This window comes from Geofilum sp. OHC36d9 (assembly GCF_052400685.1).
Lineage (GTDB): Bacteria > Bacteroidota > Bacteroidia > Bacteroidales > Marinilabiliaceae > CAZHHH01.
In genome coordinates, this window is record NZ_JBQTGJ010000001.1 from 116595 (window position 1) to 136155 (window position 19561).

Here is a 19561-nt window from a genome sequence, read left to right on the forward strand (position 1 = left end):
ACTTAATTATGAAATTGATACGTAAAATTGCTCTTGGATTGTTTTGTGTTGGCTTCGTTGCCTACAGTTGTGATGATATACTTGATGTAGATTATGATGGTGTTCTGCTCGAAGAGAATCATCAGTTAAACTCGCTTAATGATACCATATATTCTATGGTAGGTATTTTTAAACAATTGGAAGAGTTAGCAGAACCATATGTGGTTCTTGGAGAGTTACGTGGCGACTTGCTCGAAATTACTGAAAATTCATCTCAGGCGCTTCAGGAAATATATGATTTTGATATTTCAGAGGGTAATCCTTATGTAGGTGTTAAAAAGTATTACGCAGTTATTAATCATTGTAATTATTTAATTAATACTATTGATACTTCAATTGTTGCGAAGGGTGAAAAGGTTATGTACAAAGAATTTGCAGCAGCTAAGGCCATACGAGCGTGGACTTACCTGCAAATTGCCCTTAATTATGGTGTTGTTACTTATTACGAGCAACCTATTACAAGCCTTCAGGTTGCGCAAGAGGATTATCCTGATTATACGTTGGAAGAATTGCTGCCACATTTAATCGAAGATTTATTGCCTTGGCAGGCTGTCGCCTTACCAGGGGGAATTTCACTGGGCGATGATATTGTTAGTTCAGAAAAATTGTTTTTTCCTGTACGTTTTGTGTTGGGAGATTTGTATTTGTATCAGGGGAATTATGAAGCAGCGGCAAAGGCATACTACGATTTGATGTATGATCAAAGTTATTTGTCTACTGATTTTTTTAAGTCAGAATGGACTATCGTTAATGGCGAATTTGTAAGTACATTAAATTTTTGGCGATCTATGTTTTATCTTACAAGTTCCGAGCAGATTACTCTAATTGCCGGGTCCTCTGAATTTGGAGATGAATCGAAACTTGATAGTCTTTTCTTGTACGATTATGAACTGGCACCAACAAATGTTGCTATTAACAATTGGGAATCTCAAACATACTACCAAAACAGTGCTAACTTTAAATTAGGCGATTTAAGAGGTGACCAAAGCTCTTTTTATGAGGATGGTTTTTATTCGCAATATTATGATAATGTGACTGGGCCGGTAACTACTAAATTAACAGGAATGTCAACTCAGGATTCATGGGCTGTTTGTATTTACCGAACAGGACTTCTGTATCTTCGGTATGCTGAGGCTGTTAATAGAGCCGGAAAACCAAATTTAGCTTTTGCTGTTCTAAAGAACGGCCTGACAGCTAATACTTTGGCTGTAGATAGCATTGTGCCAGATTATGAAAAGGGTGCAGTGTTGCCAACTTATATGGATTTTGCAGATGTAAAATTTAATCGGTATGAAAATTCTAATTCAATTAATATTATTGGAATACATGGCAGAGGAAATGGGAACATCCAATTTGCTAAAGATTATAAGATCCCTTCATTAGCCAATCTAGCGGATTCAATTCTCTATGTAGAAGATAAAATTGTTGAAGAATTAGCTTTGGAGACTGCCTTTGAAGGCAACCGATTTCATGATTTAATACGTATCGCTAAAAGAAGAAACGATCCTTATTATCTGGCCAAAAAAGTGGCTAAAAAGTATACAAATGCTGACGTTATTGAAGCCAAACTCTCGCAGGAAAAAAACTGGTATTTGCCACTGAATTAACTATTGTTTTTATTTTTGGTCTTTTAATTAGCTTGAAGCGAGATCTGAGGACTTATATATAAATATGCAAGGGGATGGTTAGCCTGACGCTTTCCGCCCCTTTTGCGACCTGTTTAAAGGCTGGGCTGAAGTCTTTGCAACAAGAATCAGGTTTTAGCTTGGCCTATTTTATTTACCCGATCGGCTTTCAATATTTTCCCTTCCCAAATCCGTTTTTGTTTTATTATAATTTGCACACTGTTGGAGTCTAGAAAATTTACACGTTTCAACTTTTGATAATTGATGTTAAAAAGTCTTTAATGAGTTTTTTCAGTATGTAAAACATAGCTTGGGATACAATACAAACTATGGAATTTTTAAAATGTTGAACAAGTCGATTTTTTAACAGCTATTTACAAATTTGTGCAATTTATTACAGGCGTTTAGTAAATAATTTTACGCTTTAATTGGATAGTTTTATGAACCAAAACATTTATTAAATTAATTGTCTATGAAAACAAGAAATTTACTTTTAAAGAAATGGTATTTTATAACATTGCTTTGTCTTTTGGGAATATCAACTGCAAATGCTCAGGTTGTAGATACTTGTAATGTAATTGATCCTTCATTAACAGGAAAACATTTGATTCATTCAAAAGTGACTTTACATGATGGAGAAGAAAATGGCGTTTATGATGCTGTTTTTACATTGTCCCAAGATTCAATAAAGGTCTGGGGAGACTTTGTTGTTGGTGTTGTGTTTTACGAATCAGGTATTCTCGTAAAAGATGGTATTTCGAATAGCCACGTCAAAACCAATTTATTAATACCTGTACCTGAGGAGACTTACGATTTGTGGGTTGCACTTGATGTTATGAAAGGTACTTTTAGTACATGGGTTAAATCAGAGGAGATGGAAAATCCATTGCTGATTTATGCTGACGCAGGCTTTAATCACACTGATTTTTCTGAACTAAATATGTGGTCCACCATCCATAATCCCAGTGGACAAAAAGACTCATTAACAGTGTCTCTTTTCGAAATTACATCAAATTCTGATCCTTCTTTAGCAAGTTTGTCAACAAATATTGGCTCTTTTACAACCGAGTTTGATTCGTCTGTGCAAGAGTATGAAATGACTGTTCCATATGGTACTACCTCCTTGACTTTAGAAGCTGTTCCAAATGGTATGGGGGCTTCGGTTGAGATGTTTGATGGGCTTGGTGAGGCTATTAGTGATGATGGTGTTTTGACGTTCAATACCGATGGTATAGACGTGGAAATTCAAGTGACTGCCCTTGATGGTACTTTTGCCTCATATTATTTGAGTGTTTTTGTTGACGACGGTACTTCAGAAGCTACTTTGTCAGGGATTACATCCAGTATTGGAGCTTTATCCCCCAGTTTTGACAAAGAAATTCATGAATACAGTGTTGTTGTTCCGGTAGGCACCCAGAAGGTTAATATTACCGGGTTACCAACTTACCCACAGGCAGCTGTTAATGGCGATGGTGAAATTACTTTAACCAACGGAACTGCAACGGCAAATATTAATGTTATTTCATTTGATGAAAGTGAAAATGATAGTTATACTGTTAATATTGTTGAAGCAGATGGGTTAAATTATGCCATTCAGCTCGAAGGTGATAATGGAAATTCAAGTCATATTGATATTTCTGGCCTTCAACTTAATACTTTGCCTTATACAATTGAAATGTGGGTAAAACCAGACGGTGTACAGACGTATAATGCTGGTTTGATTTATAATCGTGCCAGTGAGGGAAATGCAGGGATTCAATATGCTTCAAGTTGGCAGGGATCCAATATGTTACGACTGATGACCAATATTGAAGGGGATTATGGTGTAACCGTTTCTTCTGTATCTAACGATGTTTGGCATCATGTTGTCGCGGTGGTTACTGCTTCATCAAGAACAATTTATCTGGATGGAACTGCCTATACTGAAGCTGCAACTAACTCTCCTTTCGATTTTTCTTTTGGAGAATTGTTTATTGGTTGGGATAATGGTGGAGAAAATAGAGCGTTTAAAGGGAGCATTGATGAGGTCAGAGTTTGGAATGATTCTTTGGACTTACAAACGCTTCAAGATAACAGATATAGTGTGTTGGAAGGAGACGAAACTGGACTGGTTGGGTACTGGAATTTTGATCTTAACAATGCATCTCAGGCTTATGACTGGACCGGTAATGGAGTAAACGGTTTAATTAAAGGGGGAACTATTGTAGAATCGTTCCCTAGAGCAAATCTGAACCTTGAAACACTGTCAGTCGATAAAGGAACGTTATATCCTGCAATAACTCCCGGTTTAACTCAATATGATTTGGTTCTGCCGGTTGGTACAACTTCATTTACTTTGAGTGCTTCTCCTGAGGACGAATCCGCAAGTGTTGACGGAACTGGCTTGGTTACTTTGGATTCAGACAGAGGTTCGGCTTCAATTGTTGTAAGTCAGGGTACTTCGAATATGAGTTATACAATTAACTATATTGTTGAGTCGGAGCTTACATTGAAGCATTCATATACTTTTGCTGATGGAACAGCTAGTGATGTTGTTGGTAATGCGAATGGTATTTTGAATGGTGGTAGAATCGAAAATGGGGTGTATGTAGCCGATGAAGATGGAGAGTATATTTCGCTTCCAGCTGATAGTATCGCTATCAATACTTATGCTTCATTTACCCTCGAGGTATATTTCGTCGCAGGGGATGGTGTTAATGTTGCCAATAGCATGATCTCATGGTTTGGAAATACCTCATCCAGCAATTATGGCGTTGATGGCATATTCCTTTCACATAAAAGCAGAACTGCTATTAGTTGTGGTAGTTATTCGGCTCCTTGGGGTGCTGAGAATGGTGTTAACTCCATAGAGCTGGAAGATGGACTTCCACATTATATGGTTAGTACCGTTACTAATGATTCTATTTCTTTATTTGTAGATGGAATATACATCGCTAGCTCTAAGTTGTCAGATGACAACAAAATATTCAACCTGAGCAATGAATTTGCCTACTTGTGCAAAAGTGGATATACTTACGACAGTTCATGGAAGGGCTCTATTCTAGAATTTAACATCTATTCCGGTGTTATGGACGAGGCTACAGTGGCTCAGCGTTCTGCTTCATATCCTGTTGAGGATGGGGCAGAAGATGCCACTCTGCTAAATATTGATCTAGATGGTAGTCCCTTTGAGGGATTTGCTTCCGATGTTTTTGAATACACTGTTGAAGTTGAAAGTTCAGATTATGAGCCATTAATTGCAGCTCAAGCGAAAAACGAAAATGCTACAGTTGTAGTGACGCAGGCTCCAGAAATTCCTGGTACTGCTACAATTGTGAGCACTGCTGCTGATGGCGAAACAGTGTTGACTTACACCATTGAGTTTACGTTGACATCAACTTCTATTGAAGATGTAGCAGACAAAGATGCAGTAATGGTTTATCCTACTATTACTAAAGGAGATGTTACGATTCGATCCAATGGTGAACATGGCATATTAACCGTTTATGATATGACTGGACATGTTATTATTAATCGTCAACTTCAATCTTCTGAAGAGGTTATCAATTTACAAAGTAATGGATTGTATCTGATTCGGATTGTTGAGGGCAATGATGTTAGTGTCTTTAAGGTGATGAAGGTTAATTAATAGTTCTAAATTGGACAATGTGTGTCTATTTTGTCACAATAGATAAATGTTTTTACACCCCCCGGGTCATCCGGGGGGTGTATTTATTATAGGTTATTAATTAACTAGCAAGTCCTTTTTGGTATGCCTGCATAATTGACTTATGAATCTTATGTTATGTGAGCATTTTTTAAACTCTGCATATGAGTGATTAATTTTCCTTCATATTTCAATGACTTAATTTTTAGATGTATTTATTTGATTTAGTATAAAATATGTTGTGGTATTGTTTCCTTAAAAGCGAAATTTGTCCTAATCTTGATTAGATATACCTGGAAAACTTTATTTTCTTGTTTTTAAATTTGAGTTTTTGCTTTCTATCAAAGACTCAAATATATGTTTGTTAAAATATCTTTTGTGCGAAATAATTACATGAATTGTAATTTTTGGAATAATTAGAACAAGTTAGTTGTGCTAATTTTAACACGATCAATAATAATTTAGGCTTGAACCATATTCTATTTGCGATTCACTGATGTGCAATATTCGGTCTGTTTTTTTGTAGACCTTACAATTGCTTCTTCGATCGATTTTGTACGTGGTGTCTTACAGATAATTATTTTTAAACAAAAATTTTTAAAATAATGATGTTATGAAACAACTTTTTTTGACAATTCTTTTTTTTAACATTCTATTTTTAACTTATGGACAGGATCCGGATGTGATAAAAAGTGATGCAATAATGGCCGAAAGTATTGATGATTTTTCATCTGCTGCTCAGCTATATCTGTCTGCATTTGAAGCATATGAGCATGCTGGAAAATTTGATACTGTGTGTATATATAGGGCTGGTGTTAATTATTATAAAATAAAGGATTTTGAGAGGGCCATTTCCCTTTTTGAGAGAATGGAAACCCTTAAAATGGTATCGGTTAATTTATATTTTAGTCTAAGTGATAGTTATTTAAGCCTCGCTAAATATGATGAAGCTAGAAATGCTCTTTTTAAAGTTATTGAATTGTATCCCGAGGAGAAAAATTCAGCCTATCGGCGTTTGGTAACGATTTTTTATAAAAGCCATGATTTTGGCAGTACTCTCGAATATACAGATAAATATTTGAAGGGTTCTCCGAATGATTCTTATATACTTTTCATTAAAATGATGGCCTATGCACAGCTTAGAAAACTCGATGAAGCTGTTTCTGTCGGTGAACAACTGCTGAGTGTTGATCCTGAACACCAACAAGGGAATGAACAAATGGGAATTATTTTGTGCAAAATAACAGATTTGAAATACGAGCGAGAAAAACGTAAGTATGCGTCTTTAAGTAATCCCAGTCGGGTAGATTATTCAAATACCACTAAAAAGTTAGCCGCAATAAGCCAGGAGTATCGTAAAGCCATTCCTTATCTTGAAAAAGCTTTGAGCAAAAATCCCAATAATGCTTCACTTAAGGTCGCACTTGACAATGCCCAACGTCGTTTGAAGGAGTAACGTGGAAGCTATTTACTAGTTTTTAATTGCCCTCTGAGTTTTGTTGTTCCATATATTCAGAGGGTGTGTAACCATACAATTCTTTAAAGCACCTTGAAAAGTATGAGGGGCTTGTAAAACCTACCATATAGATAACTTCGGAAATAGTGCGTTTTCTTTGTAGCAGTAGATTGGCTGCGGTTTTAAGTCTTTGATTTCTGATAAATTCCTTGGCCGTTTGTCCGGTCAAGGCTTTAATTTTTCGGTATGCCTGATTGGGGCTGACTTTTAACTCGCGACTGAATGCTTCAACATCAAAACTAGGATCGTCGAGATTTTGGTTGACGGATTCAACGGCTTCTTTTAGGAAGAGGTCATCTAATGATGAAAGTTCTATATCTTCGGGTTTAAGAATACTTTCAGTTCGAAATTTTTTATGTAGTATCTTTTTGTTGGTTAGTATGTTGTGTATTTTAAGCTTAACAGAAACCAAATTAAAAGGTTTATAGATATAGTCAACTGCGCCTAGTTTTAAGCCCATTATTTCATCTTCCTGCATGGTTTTGGCAGTGAGGAATATGATAGGTATGTGTGAGGTTCCCATATTTTTTCGGACGGCCTGGCAAAATTCAAAACCATCCATCTCAGGCATCATTATGTCTGATAGTATTAGGTCGGGGATTAGTTCTTGCGTTTTTTCCAAAGCTTCTTTTCCATTGGATGAGCTGATAGTCTGGTAGTCAGATGACAATCCCATCCTTAAAAAATCATTGAGGTCTGAGTCATCTTCAACAATCAGAATGATTGGTTTGGTATCATCTTGAGGTTCGGAGTTCCTATCTGTATCACTATCCATTGATAGGTCGTATTTTGATTCTGAATTTAAGTTGGTGATGGCAATCTCCTTTTTTTGTTTTTCTTTTTTCAGGAGCGGATTAACAGGAATTTCGACTGTGAAGCAACTGCCTTTTTCTGGTTCGCTTTCTACTTGTATTTGACCATTATGTTGTTCGATTAACGTTTTTGCCAAAAATAGGCCTATGCCGCCTGTACTTTGTGTCTTTAGCTGATTAACCTGATAAAATCGTTCAAATATTTTTTGTTTGTGTTCATCTGAGATGCCAATTCCTTCATCTTTTATTCGTATAACTATTTTTTTGTCTGCTTGATCGCTTGCTTGCAAATTGGCTGTGATGGTTATTGCGCTGTTATCCTTTGAGTATTTAAAAGCGTTGGAAACCAGATTAAATAGTACTTTTTCAATTTTGTCAGGATCTACAAAGGCATTTAGAGGCTTTTGTATAATATTTAGGCTCAGTTTGATTTTTCTTGTGTCGGATAGGGGCTTAAATGAGTTGTAGACTTCCTCTAAGATAAGACCGATGTCGCATTGTTCTGCTTGAAGTTCATCGATGATGCCTTTCTCTATTTTTCGGAATTCCATTAATTGATTCACCAGTCGAAGTAATTTTTTGGCATTATTTGTAATTAATTCAACTTGTTTGAGTGCATATTTACTCATCTTTTTATCTGCCGCAAGTTCATTTGCCGGACCAAAAATGAGAGTGAGAGGTGTTTTAAATTCGTGCGTTATATCGGTGAAAAATAGTGATTTCATCTCGTCTAATCGAGCTATTTCTTCTCTTTTTAATTTCTCAAATTTTAATTTGTGTTTCTCTTTTTCTTTGATAATGGAGTATTTATTAAAAAAATGGATTAAACCTAAAATGATCAGGGTATACAAAAGATAAGCCCATGTTGTTTTCCACCATGGGGGGGCAATGGTAATATATAATCGTGTTTCATTTTTGCTCCAAATGCCGTCGCTGTTTTTTGCTTTGACTTTAAAAATATATTGGCCGTGTGGAATATTTGTGTAGGTTGCTGAATTTCTTGATCCGATGTAATTCCATTGGTCATCAAAACCTTCTAGTTTATAGCTGTATTCATTTTTTTTTGTGTTTTTATAATCCATAGCGGAAAAAACGAATGTGAGCATTTTGTCTTTATAGGTAATGTTTACATTGTCTGCGTATGGAATTAGTGTTGGTTTATCGGCCAGATAACCGTTGATACTTTTATTTAGAATTGCAAAATCCGTGATTACAACGTTTGGGGTTGCTGTATCTTGGTTGCGACTGTTCGGGTTAAATGTTAAGAAACGATTGAGATCAGCTATTACGATTGCATTTTCCGTGTTTTTAAATGTGGTGTTGCGATTTAAGCGATTGTTTTCGAAATCTTTAGAGAAAAAGGTGCCGGATATGATTTCGTTCTGAATATTGAATTTTAACAGTCCACGGTTGGTGCGTACCCAAAGGTTCTGTGATTGATCTTCGAGAATGTTTGTGACAATTTCATTTTTGAGGTACTTGATGTTTGGATATCCCTTAAATGAGATTGTTTTGAGCCCGTTGTTATTATCTTTTTCAATTATTTTGTTAAGGCCAGTATTGGTTCCCACCCACATGTTTCCGAATGAGTCTTCATATATCGCATTTATGATGTTGTCGTTTAAAGAAGTTGTATCAGATGGTGAATAGTAAAATTTTTCAAATTTCTGTTCTATTGGATTAAAGCGGTTGAGACCTTTTTGAGTGCCAACCCATAGCAGGCCCTCGGAGTCTTCGTATAGGCACCTGATATTATTGTCGGAGGTGTAAGTACTCCCTTCTCCATTGTAATAGGCTTCTGACGCAACGGCAGTTCCATTCTTTACTACAAGTTTAGCGAATCCATTTTGCATGGTTCCAACCCAAATTACATTTCTATATTTCTTTGATTTAAAAAGACAGGTAATCTTGTCTCCGGGCAAAGAAGCCTTTTTTGTACTTTGGTTGTAAAAGGAAGCTTGATCGCTGTCAAGTTGCATGTCGTTAGTGTACGGATAATAGGCCAGACCGGCGTCATCGGTTCCAACCCAAAGTCCTGATGAGTCTGCTGTTAGGTTCAGGATAACGGCATTATTAAAGGTTTCTCCGTTTGCGATGACGGTTGGGTTGTATGTTTTTATTAGCTTATATTTTCCTTCGTTTAGTTTGTATTGGGCGATTTGGTGATTGTTGGAGACCCAAATGTGATTTTGGTAACCTGCAATTGCACTACTTGTTGGCTTGTAGTTTGGGTATAAGTGATTAAATGGAAGTCGGTAGTAATTAACGCCTGTTTGATGGATAGATGCGCAAGCGATATCGGCGCCGCCAACCCATAATATGCCTGTTTTATCAACCATAAGGGCCGAAATGCGATCGCCGGCAATACCGGAGGGATTGTCCTGTTCTTCATGGTAGTTGGTAAATAACGCTTTAGCCGGTGCCGCCTGTTGTTGTTTTTCTGTTAGTCGGTATAGGCCATTGGACCAAGTTCCTATCCACAAGTTATTAAATTGATCATAGTAAAGTTTTGAAATAATGTTATCTGCCAGTCTGTTTTGGGTGGTTTCCGACATGAAGTGGGTGAAAATTAGCCGGCTGCCTTGGTCTAATACCTCTACCCTGTTTAAGCCACCACCCCATGTGCCAACCCAAAGATTGCCATCTGCCGACTCTGTAATTCCGGTGACGGTAGCATTGCTGAGTGAGTTTTTGTCTGGGTTGCTAAGGAAACGCTGATAGTCTTCTGTCTTTTGGTTGAATTTTACCAGTCCATAATAAGTTGCAACCCAAAGGATGTTTCTTGAATCAATAAATATATCGCTGACAATGTCGTTGGGTAAATAATTTTTGATTTTACCTGTTGATGGCGTTAGTTTGTGTAAACCTCCATACCATGTACCAATCCAAATGTTTTTTTCACGATCTTCACATAAGGTGAGTATGCGGTGTTTAAAATTATAGATGGTAATTTTGCCTGATGTGGGATTGAAGCAGTTTAATCCGTTAGATGTGCCAATCCAGATATTGCCGTCAGAGTCTTCTAATAAATCTACAATTTCCCTGTTTGAGATGGCTGTTGTATCATGGAAATTTGGTTGATATACCTCACAGTTGTATCCGTCGTAGCGGTTTAATCCATTCCATGTGCCAACCCATATAAAGCCTTTCTTGTCTTGAATTATGCTGTTAGCCCGGCTGTTTGTAAAGCCTTCCTCAATTCCTAGGTGGCTAAAGTGTAGCTCGTTTTGTGCCAGACATTCAAGGGAAATAAAGGCAAGTGTTATGGCAAATGAAATTTGTTTTAAACGCATGGCTTATTAATTTAGTCGTATTTTGATTTAGGACTTCAAATTTATACGATACAATTCTATTCTCGAAAGAGAATAAATGGGATAATGTAAGGTTTGAATGTTAAATGTGCAACTCTCGAATTGATTAATATGTTGATTGTCAAGTGCTAATTCTTTGTCTGGAGTCTTGATTTTTTACATTTAACATTAAATATGTGTCAGATTTTTACAAAAATAAATTAAATAATTTATAGCTGTTTGTAATTTGTGATAAACTAAATCGATTTTATATCTAACGATGTTAGTTTCAAGTCCCATTTTTGTAATATGAGATTTTAGTTGGGATATTGTAAAGGGGTACTCTTTATTATATGGATACATGAAACGATCAGGGAAAAGGGATTCTCACACAAGAGAATGATTCTTTTTAGTCTTTATGAGATTTGTTGGCTTTAGGGTAATCATTTACTATTTGTCCATAAAGTTAGGCGTTTGAGTTATAAAGTTTAAATTCAAGACTTGTACAACTCTTAAAATTTTAGTTCAATGGTGTACATGAACATTTTGAGAGCAAGCGTAAAGCTGAAGTCAGATTTTATGAACAACATTTGTGACAGGTGTCTTTTTATGTTAAATATTATAGAAGAAGGGTTGTGGCGCGTTGATTTTTTACAATTTAATTTGAGGCACCTTTAGTAATAATTATTATAGCAATTTAAGGTTAAATATATTTTAATTGGAAAGATAAAATTATGATTAAGCAAATAGTTTTAGTTTTAATTGTTTCAGTTCTCTTTTTAGGGTGTAACTATAAAGAAAATGAAGATCAACAACTGAAGAAAATCGTTAATGAGTCGTTGGAGCTGGCTACCCGTCAAAGTTTATTGATGGCTGAATCCTTGTCAGATAAACCTACCAGGCTTCCCCAAACTATCAATAAGAAAGGGAACTTAGTTACATGTAATTCGGCATGGTGGGTGAGTGGTTTTTTTCCGGGGGTACTCTGGTATCTTTATGAAAATAATCCAACGGATAGTTTAAAATACTGGGCTGAAAATTACACGCTTCGTGTGGAGGATCAAAAATATACAACCGACAATCACGACGTTGGGTTTATGATATTTTGCAGTTTCGGAAATGCTTTTAGGATAACAGGAAATTCTAAGTATAAAGAGGTGATTCATACGGCCTCTAATTCGTTGATGACTCGTTTTAATCCAACGGTCGGATGTATTCGTTCGTGGGATTACAAACCGTGGAGTGCAAAATGGCAATATCCGGTTATCATTGACAATTTAATGAATCTTGAAATGTTGGAGTGGACTGCTAAAGCTTTCCACGATGATAAATATTCTGATGTTGCCGAATCGCATGCCAATAAAACACTGCAAAATCATTTTAGGGAAGATTTTAGTAGTTACCATGTGGTTTCTTATGACACGATTACCGGCGCAGTGGAAAAAAGAAATACTTCTCAGGGTTATTCTGATGAATCGGCTTGGGCTCGTGGTCAGGCATGGGCTTTATATGGCTATACTATGATGTATCGCGAAACAGGTTTGGCCGATTACCTGAAGCAGGCACGCGGTATTGCCGATTTTATTTTAAATCATCCAAAGCTTCCTGCCGATAAAGTGCCATATTGGGATTTCGATGCTCCGGATATTCCAAATGCTAAAAGAGATGCCTCGGCAGCTGCGATCATTTGTTCGGCTTTGATTGAATTGAGTGATTTTGTTTCTGAGGATGATTCTAGTAGCACATATCTGAAAGCAGCCAAGGATATGATTCGTAGTCTTAGTTCTCCTGAATATCGCGCTGAGTTGGGAACTAATGGAAATTTTATTCTTATGCATAGTGTTGGACACATGCCCAATGGTTCAGAGGTGGATGTGCCGCTTTCCTATGCTGATTATTATTATGTTGAAGCTTTGATGAGAATGAAAAAGAGGCTTAGCGCTCAAAATTAATTGATAACTCTTAATAGACTTAAATAATTATTATGAAGAAAATTATTTTAAACTTTTTCATACTGTTTTGTACTGTCTCTGCGATTGGGCAAACCCCTGTTGACTGGGAAAATCCTAAGGTTTTTGGCATTAACAAAGAGGCTCCCCGGGCTGCTTTTATACCATATGCCGATGCGAAATCTGCTCTTCAGAGCGATAAAACACAATCTCCTTATTTCTTTAGTCTTAACGGATCGTGGAAGTTTAATTGGGTTTATTCACCGGCGGAGAGGCCTGTTGATTTTTATAAAGACGATTATGATGTTAGCCGTTGGGCAGATATAAATGTACCCGGTAACTGGGAACTCAATGGGTTTGGTACGCCTATTTATACTAATATTACGTATCCTTTCCCCAAAAATCCGCCTTATATAAGTCATAGCCATAATCCTGTGGGATCATACAAACGTACATTTGATTTGCCTGCTGAATGGAACAACCGGCGGGTGATGTTGCATTTTGAGGCTGGCACATCGGCTATGTATGTTTGGGTTAATGGCAAAAAAGTTGGTTATAGTCAGGTGACAAAGAGCCCCGTCGAATTTGATATTACTGACTATGTTAAGCCGGGCAGCAATAGCCTTGCCATCGAAGTGTACCGATGGAGTGATGGTTCATATCTTGAAGATCAGGATTTTTGGCGTCTTTCCGGTATCGATAGAGATATTTATTTGCTTAGCACTGACCAGGTTAAAATCAATGATTTTTTTGTTAAAGCCGGGTTGGATGACAATTATAAAAATGGAATTTTTAGCCTTGATTTAGTTGTTAAGAATTATAACGAAGTGCCCGCTAAAGGGTCTTTGAAGGTTAGTATCCTGGATGAGTCGGGGCGGAATTTATTCCGTGGCGATAAAAATTGGCTGGCCGATGCTGAGGGCAAAACCGAGATGTCTTTAAAGTCAACCATAAAAAGTGTTAAGCATTGGAGTGCTGAGACTCCCCACTTATATCAGTTGCTTTTATCTTTGTATGACGACAGAGGTCAGCTAATTGAAGCAACATCTCAAAAAATTGGTTTTCGTACTGTGGAGCTCAAAAACAGTCAGTTGTGCGTTAATGGGCAGCCGGTGCTGGTTAAAGGCGTCAATTTACATGAGCATAACGAGCATACCGGACATTATATTGATAAAGCCACGATGATTAAGGATATTGAAGTGATGAAGCGGCACAATATTAATGCAGTACGCATGTCACATTATCCGCATAGTACCCTTTGGATCTCATTATGCGATGAGTATGGTTTATATCTTGTTGATGAAGCCAATATTGAAACTCATGCGATGGGAGCCGAATGGCAGGGATGGTTTGACAAATCCAAACATCCTGCTTATTTGCCTGAATGGCATGATGCTCACATGGATCGTATTTATCGTCTGGTGGAGCGTGATAAGAATCATCCTTCTGTCATTTTATGGAGTTTGGGAAATGAATGTGGTAATGGCCCGGTCTTTCAAGATGCATATAAATGGATTAAGAATCGTGACAATACACGTTTGGTGCAGTTTGAACAAGCTGGGAGAAATGAAAATACGGATGTGGTTTGTCCTATGTATCCGGGTATGAAAAGTATGACCGATTATGCTAACAAGGAGAATCCCGGACGACCGTATATTATGTGTGAATATGCTCACGCTATGGGTAATAGTACTGGTAATTTTAAGGAATACTGGGATTTGATACGATCATCACCTTATTTGCAGGGCGGTTTTATCTGGGATTGGGTGGATCAGGGTTTGCTGTCAGTAAATAGTGCAGGTGATAATTTCTGGGCATATGGTGGCGATCTTGGTGGCTATAAATATCAGCATGATGAGAATTTTTGTGTTAATGGCCTGGTCTTTCCTGATCGTACCCCTCATCCTGGTTTAATGGAGGTAAAGCATCAATATCAAAGTATTCATGTTAAATTGGTTGATCAGAAGCGAGGCGTGCTTGCTATTCACAATGAGTATTCATTTATTGGGTTGGATCAATTTGATTTTAATTGGGAGTTGCTTAAAAATGGAGAGAAAGAGGCAGCTGGTACTTTTGTGTGCAATGCTGCACCGGGAGAAACTAAGAATGTGAAAATTAAATTGCCCAAAATATTGCCTGAGACCGGCATCGAATATTCTTTGAATGTTTTTGCAACGACGAAGAAAGCCGTAGGCTTGGTGCCTGCTAATCATGAGGTGGCTCGTGATGAGATTCTTTTTGAAGAAAATAATTATTTTGCATTCAACGAACCAGTGACCACTAAGCCTGCAGTGAAACAGGATGGTGGTTCAATTATTTTGAGTACTCAAAACGTTGAAGTACGAATTAGTAAACGCTCGGGGTTATTGTATCGTATGGTGGCAAATGGTCATTGGTTAATTAATTCTGAGTTGACTCCCGATTTTTGGCGGGCACCTACCGATAATGATTTTGGAAATGGCATGCCAACTCGTTGTAATGTCTGGAGAACTGCCGGCCGCAATCGTATTCTAAATAGTATAAATGTTGAAGAATTGGATAGTACCGTTGTTGTAACGGCTGATTTTTGGCTTAAGGAGGTTAGTTCTGATTATCAATTGAAGTATATTATGTCGGGTGACGGAAGTTTAAAAGTGATGGTTAGTTACCAATCCAAACAAGATCATTTGCCGGATATGCCTCGTTTTGGTATGACACTTCGCCTTTCAAATGATTACGATCAGTTTTCATATTATGGCCGGGGTCCATGGGAGAACTATAATGATCGTAATTCGGCTTCTTTTTTGGGTGTTTATAGCAGCGATGTAAGTGAGCAATATACGCCTTATATTCGTCCGCAGGAAAATGGCTATAAAACGGATATTCGTTGGATGTCACTCACTAATGACGATGGTTATGGATTAAAAGTTATTGGCTTACAACCACTGAGTGGAAGCGCGCTTCATTTTGACACTTCTGATTTTGATCCCGGATTTACGAAAAAACAACAGCATGCTTCTGATGTGCATCCCCGCAATGCCGTGTATCTGCGTGTTGATCTTGAGCAGTGTGGTGTTGGTGGTGATAATAGTTGGGGAGCCTGGACTCATAAGCAATATCGTTTGGAAAATAGTTCTTATGAGTACGGATTTATAATTAAACCTGTTAAATAAACGAGATTTATGGCCCAGGTAATTTTTAGTTGAGATATTTGTTGGCAGTTATTTTTTAGTCGTCGTTTTAAGTCGTGCCAGCAAGAAAACTTATGTGCTTGATAAGAAATGTTCGAATTTCATTTTTGCGAAGTCTGAAAAATGTGAGTCTGCTTCAGTAAACGATCCTTTTGAGGACAAGTATAATGCAGAAGTTGGCCTTTCTTTCAAGCACTAAGTATTGCTTAAACTTAAGAGTTCATGAACAGGCATTAAAATCGGATTTTACAAATTAATATTTGTTATTAAATGGTATGTATCAAACGACCATGATAAAGGAATTCTCACATAGGGAGATGATTATTTACATGGGAGTTTCATCTAACAACTAAAACAAATTATAAACAGATGAAACGAGCCATGAGAGGGAACTCTCACAAATAAGAATGATTATTTCGGTGAGTTCCATGAGACCTAAACAAACAAATTATAAACACATGAAAAGAATAAATTATCTGCTTATAGGTGCTTTTCTGGTTTGCCTGATTTTTGTTGGGGCAAGCTGGCAGGGGGCGCGCAGGCATCGTAAGCCGACTGTTTCGACCAACCTTAGCGAGGTGGGTTTGGGATGGTCTGAGAACAGTGTTAATGCAACAATTTTTAGAAAAAATTCAGTCGTATCATCCAGCAAGTATCAGTTTGTTGCCTATTATGACAGTTCGTCGCATGTGGTGATTGCCAGGCGTGAGCATGGCAGTGATAAATGGGAGGTTAGGCAAACGCAATACCATGGAAATATTAGGGATGCCCATAATGTCATTAGTCTTATGGTTGATGGCGACGGTTATCTGCATGTCAGCTGGGATCATCACAACAATGCGTTGAATTATTGTAAGAGTTTGGAGCCTGAAGGATTACAAATGGACGAAAAAACTGTTATGACGGGGAGCAATGAGCAAGCCGTTTCTTATCCTGAATTTTACCAAATGGCTGATGGAAGTTTGCTTTTCGCCTACCGGGATGGTGGCTCTGGAAACGGGAATCTGGTGCTTAATAAATATGACCTGAAGTCTCGTAACTGGACACGACTACAAAGTAATTTAATTGATGGGCAGGGGAAAAGAAATGCTTATTGGCAAATGTTTGTCGATGGCAAGGGGGTAATACATGTTTCATGGGTTTGGCGCGAAAGCCCCGATGTGAGGTCTAATCATGATATGTGTTATGCCTGCTCTAAGGATGGTGGTGTAACATGGACCAAATCAACAGGTGAATTGTATGCGTTACCGATTACGCTGGAAACAGCTGAAATTGTTCAGCATATTCCACAAGGCAGTAATTTGATTAATCAGACATCTATGACCACGGATGCCTCCGGAAATCCTTATATTGCGACCTACTTTAAGACGGCGGAGGACAGTTGTACTCAGTTTTATGTGCTTTATCGGCATAACGACTGTTGGAAAATGTCTGCGGCCAGTGAGCGTAAGCTCGATTTTGATCTGGGAGGCATGGGGTCGCGTAGTATCCCTGTCAGCAGGCCGTTGCTGTTGTTTTTGAAGACTGGTTCAGGACAACAATTGGCATTGGTTTATCGGGATGAGGAGGTTGATAACAATGTGATCTTGGCATTGGCTGAACCCGATGACCATTTGTACTGGCATTCTCAGATTATTAGCCCTTATCCGGTTGATCGGTGGGAGCCATCGTACGACAGCGAGTTGATAAAAAAACGGAATAAGTTGCATTTATATTTTCAAAAAGTAGCGCAGGGACAAGCTGAAACAACGGTTGCATTAACGCCTCAGCCGGTTGGCATTTTGGAGGTTGATGTGAAGTAGTAGCATTTTGTTGGCGGTTGTTATTCAATGCTTATAAGATAACTCCAGTTTTGGGGCTTGCGTAGCTTGAAAAATGTGAGTCTATTTGTTTAAATGGTTATTTTGAAAAATGAACTTAACGAAAAAATGATGTTTTTTTATTGACACTATTTATATTTTATCAAACTTTTTAGTTATGTGGGCGCCTGTAAAATTTTTGCATGGCGCCTTTTTTTTAGCAAATCTTTCCATTCTCAGTTAGTTGAAGGTGGTGAGTTACACTGTTGGGTAGTTGTTCCTGATGATGGGTAACATAAATCCAGGTTATGTTGCTTCCTTCCGATAATGCATCTATTATTTCTTTGAAATATGATTGTTGTGCCGTGTCAAAGCCCTGGCAGGGTTCATCGAGAATCAGGAGAACAGGATTTTTAACCATGGCGCGAGCCAGCAAACATAACCGTTGCATACTAACGGGCAATTGTCGTAACGGCTTATTCTGATAATCGGTCAGGTTTAGTAATTTTATCCAGTCGTCAACAATTTTTTCCTGTTGGCCGGTCACTTTTCTGAACACCCCCATTGTGTCGTAGAATCCGGACTGGATGATATGGCGACAATTTTGATCGGCGGGGAAAAATTGAAATAATTCAGGCGACATAAATCCGATATTACGTTTTATGTCCCATATACTTTCTCCGGAACCACGCTGGCGGTCAAACAGAATTATATCGTTGGCGTAGGCCTGTGGATGGTCTCCGCAAATAAGGCTCAAAAGCGTTGATTTTCCGGAACCGTTGGGCCCCGATAAGGCCCACTTCTCGCCTTGTTTAATGGTCCAGTTGACATTATCAAGCACTTTACCTGATCCGTAGCTTACTGAAGCGTTTCTTAGTTTTGCTATTATATTAAACAGAGGCCGGTGTGAAATTAAGGGTTTTAATAGTTGTTCATTTACCAGCGGGTAATTGGTGTGTTTAAAGTTATCTGGACTGAAATTTTTTCGTTCGATAAATTGTGGTGAAGCACCTTTTTTCATAACAGCGACCGTGGTTATTACGGATGGCATTTCTGTCGCATCGCATACCATAATAAGATTGATACCCGAGTTGGCGATGGTGGTAAAAATGTTATTGAATTGCTGTCTCGATTTTACGTCAACACCGGACAAAGGCTGATCCAGTAATATCAGTTTCGGATTTTTTAGTAAGGCAGCCCCTATCCTGAGACGTCGTGATTCCCCATTTGACAGCTTGATAAGGTGCTTATCGAGTAATGGCTCCAAATGCAACAGGGCTATTGTTTGCGGTAAGTCCCATGGCCCGGAACAGGTTGCTGAGAGCGCTTTTTGCGCCAAATATGTTTTTACTGTTGGTGCATCTTCGGCAAAGGAGGCGTTGTATCGCTGCTGGTAAAAAAAGTCCTGTTGGTTTTGCAGATTCCTGAAGTCGTGCCGCACATCCATATAGGCTATAAGATGATTCAGCGAGAAGGTTGGATCCTGAATAACGTTCGTTTCTTTATAACGCTTGTAAAAGGGCCTCTCAATGGTTCCGTCTATAGCCGGTTGCTTGCCGGCAATGGTTCGAAGTAGTGTGCTCTTTCCCGTTCCACTATCACCGATAATGGCCAGGTGATCGTTGTTTTTGAGTTCAAAAGATAAGTCGTTGAAAATGGTTTCGTTGCCAATGACTACCGCTACATCTTTTAATTTAAGTATGGTTTGACACATC

The 19561-nt window shown here is 38.0% G+C and carries 8 protein-coding genes; 6 read left to right on the forward strand and 2 right to left on the reverse strand.

Annotated features, from left to right (window positions below; all coding sequences use genetic code 11):
• The first annotated feature begins 8 nt into the window (after positions 1-8).
• From ACT3CD_RS00440 to ACT3CD_RS00450, 3 genes are all read left to right on the forward strand, one after another.
• Positions 9-1646 (forward strand): hypothetical protein, encoded by a 1638-nt coding sequence (locus tag ACT3CD_RS00440; RefSeq protein ID WP_444641867.1) that lies wholly within the window; start codon positions 9-11, stop codon positions 1644-1646.
• A 490-nt stretch (positions 1647-2136) separates the two neighbouring features.
• Positions 2137-5292, forward strand: a complete 3156-nt coding sequence (locus tag ACT3CD_RS00445) for a LamG-like jellyroll fold domain-containing protein (RefSeq protein ID WP_444641869.1) — start codon at positions 2137-2139, stop codon at positions 5290-5292.
• Between the two features lie 631 nt (positions 5293-5923).
• The gene (locus tag ACT3CD_RS00450; protein ID WP_444641870.1) at positions 5924-6766 is read left to right on the forward strand and encodes a tetratricopeptide repeat protein; all 843 of its coding nucleotides are present in this window, start codon (positions 5924-5926) and stop codon (positions 6764-6766) included.
• Between the two features lie 22 nt (positions 6767-6788).
• Here ACT3CD_RS00450 and ACT3CD_RS00455 read toward each other — a convergent pair whose 3' ends face one another.
• Positions 6789-10931 carry a hybrid sensor histidine kinase/response regulator transcription factor gene (locus ACT3CD_RS00455; protein WP_444641872.1) on the reverse strand — a complete coding sequence of 1381 codons (4143 nt, stop codon included), beginning with the start codon at positions 10929-10931 and terminating at the stop codon, positions 6789-6791.
• Between the two features lie 731 nt (positions 10932-11662).
• Between ACT3CD_RS00455 and ACT3CD_RS00460 the strand changes: the two genes are divergently transcribed.
• The 3 genes from ACT3CD_RS00460 to ACT3CD_RS00470 all read left to right on the forward strand — a co-directional run bounded on the left by ACT3CD_RS00460 (position 11663) and on the right by ACT3CD_RS00470 (position 17849).
• On the forward strand, positions 11663-12880 hold the full coding sequence (locus ACT3CD_RS00460) for a glycoside hydrolase family 88 protein (RefSeq protein ID WP_444641874.1): 1218 nt from the start codon (positions 11663-11665) through the stop codon (positions 12878-12880).
• A gap of 32 nt (positions 12881-12912) precedes the next feature.
• Entirely contained in the window at positions 12913-16029 is a 3117-nt protein-coding gene (locus ACT3CD_RS00465; RefSeq protein ID WP_444641876.1) for a glycoside hydrolase family 2 TIM barrel-domain containing protein, read from the forward strand.
• Positions 16030-16505: 476 nt separating this feature from the next.
• Entirely contained in the window at positions 16506-17849 is a 1344-nt protein-coding gene (locus ACT3CD_RS00470) for a BNR repeat-containing protein (protein ID WP_444641878.1), read from the forward strand.
• A 214-nt stretch (positions 17850-18063) separates the two neighbouring features.
• Here ACT3CD_RS00470 and ACT3CD_RS00475 read toward each other — a convergent pair whose 3' ends face one another.
• Positions 18064-19560 carry an ATP-binding cassette domain-containing protein gene (locus ACT3CD_RS00475; protein ID WP_444641880.1) on the reverse strand — a complete coding sequence of 499 codons (1497 nt, stop codon included), beginning with the start codon at positions 19558-19560 and terminating at the stop codon, positions 18064-18066.
• Position 19561: the final 1 nt, after the last annotated feature.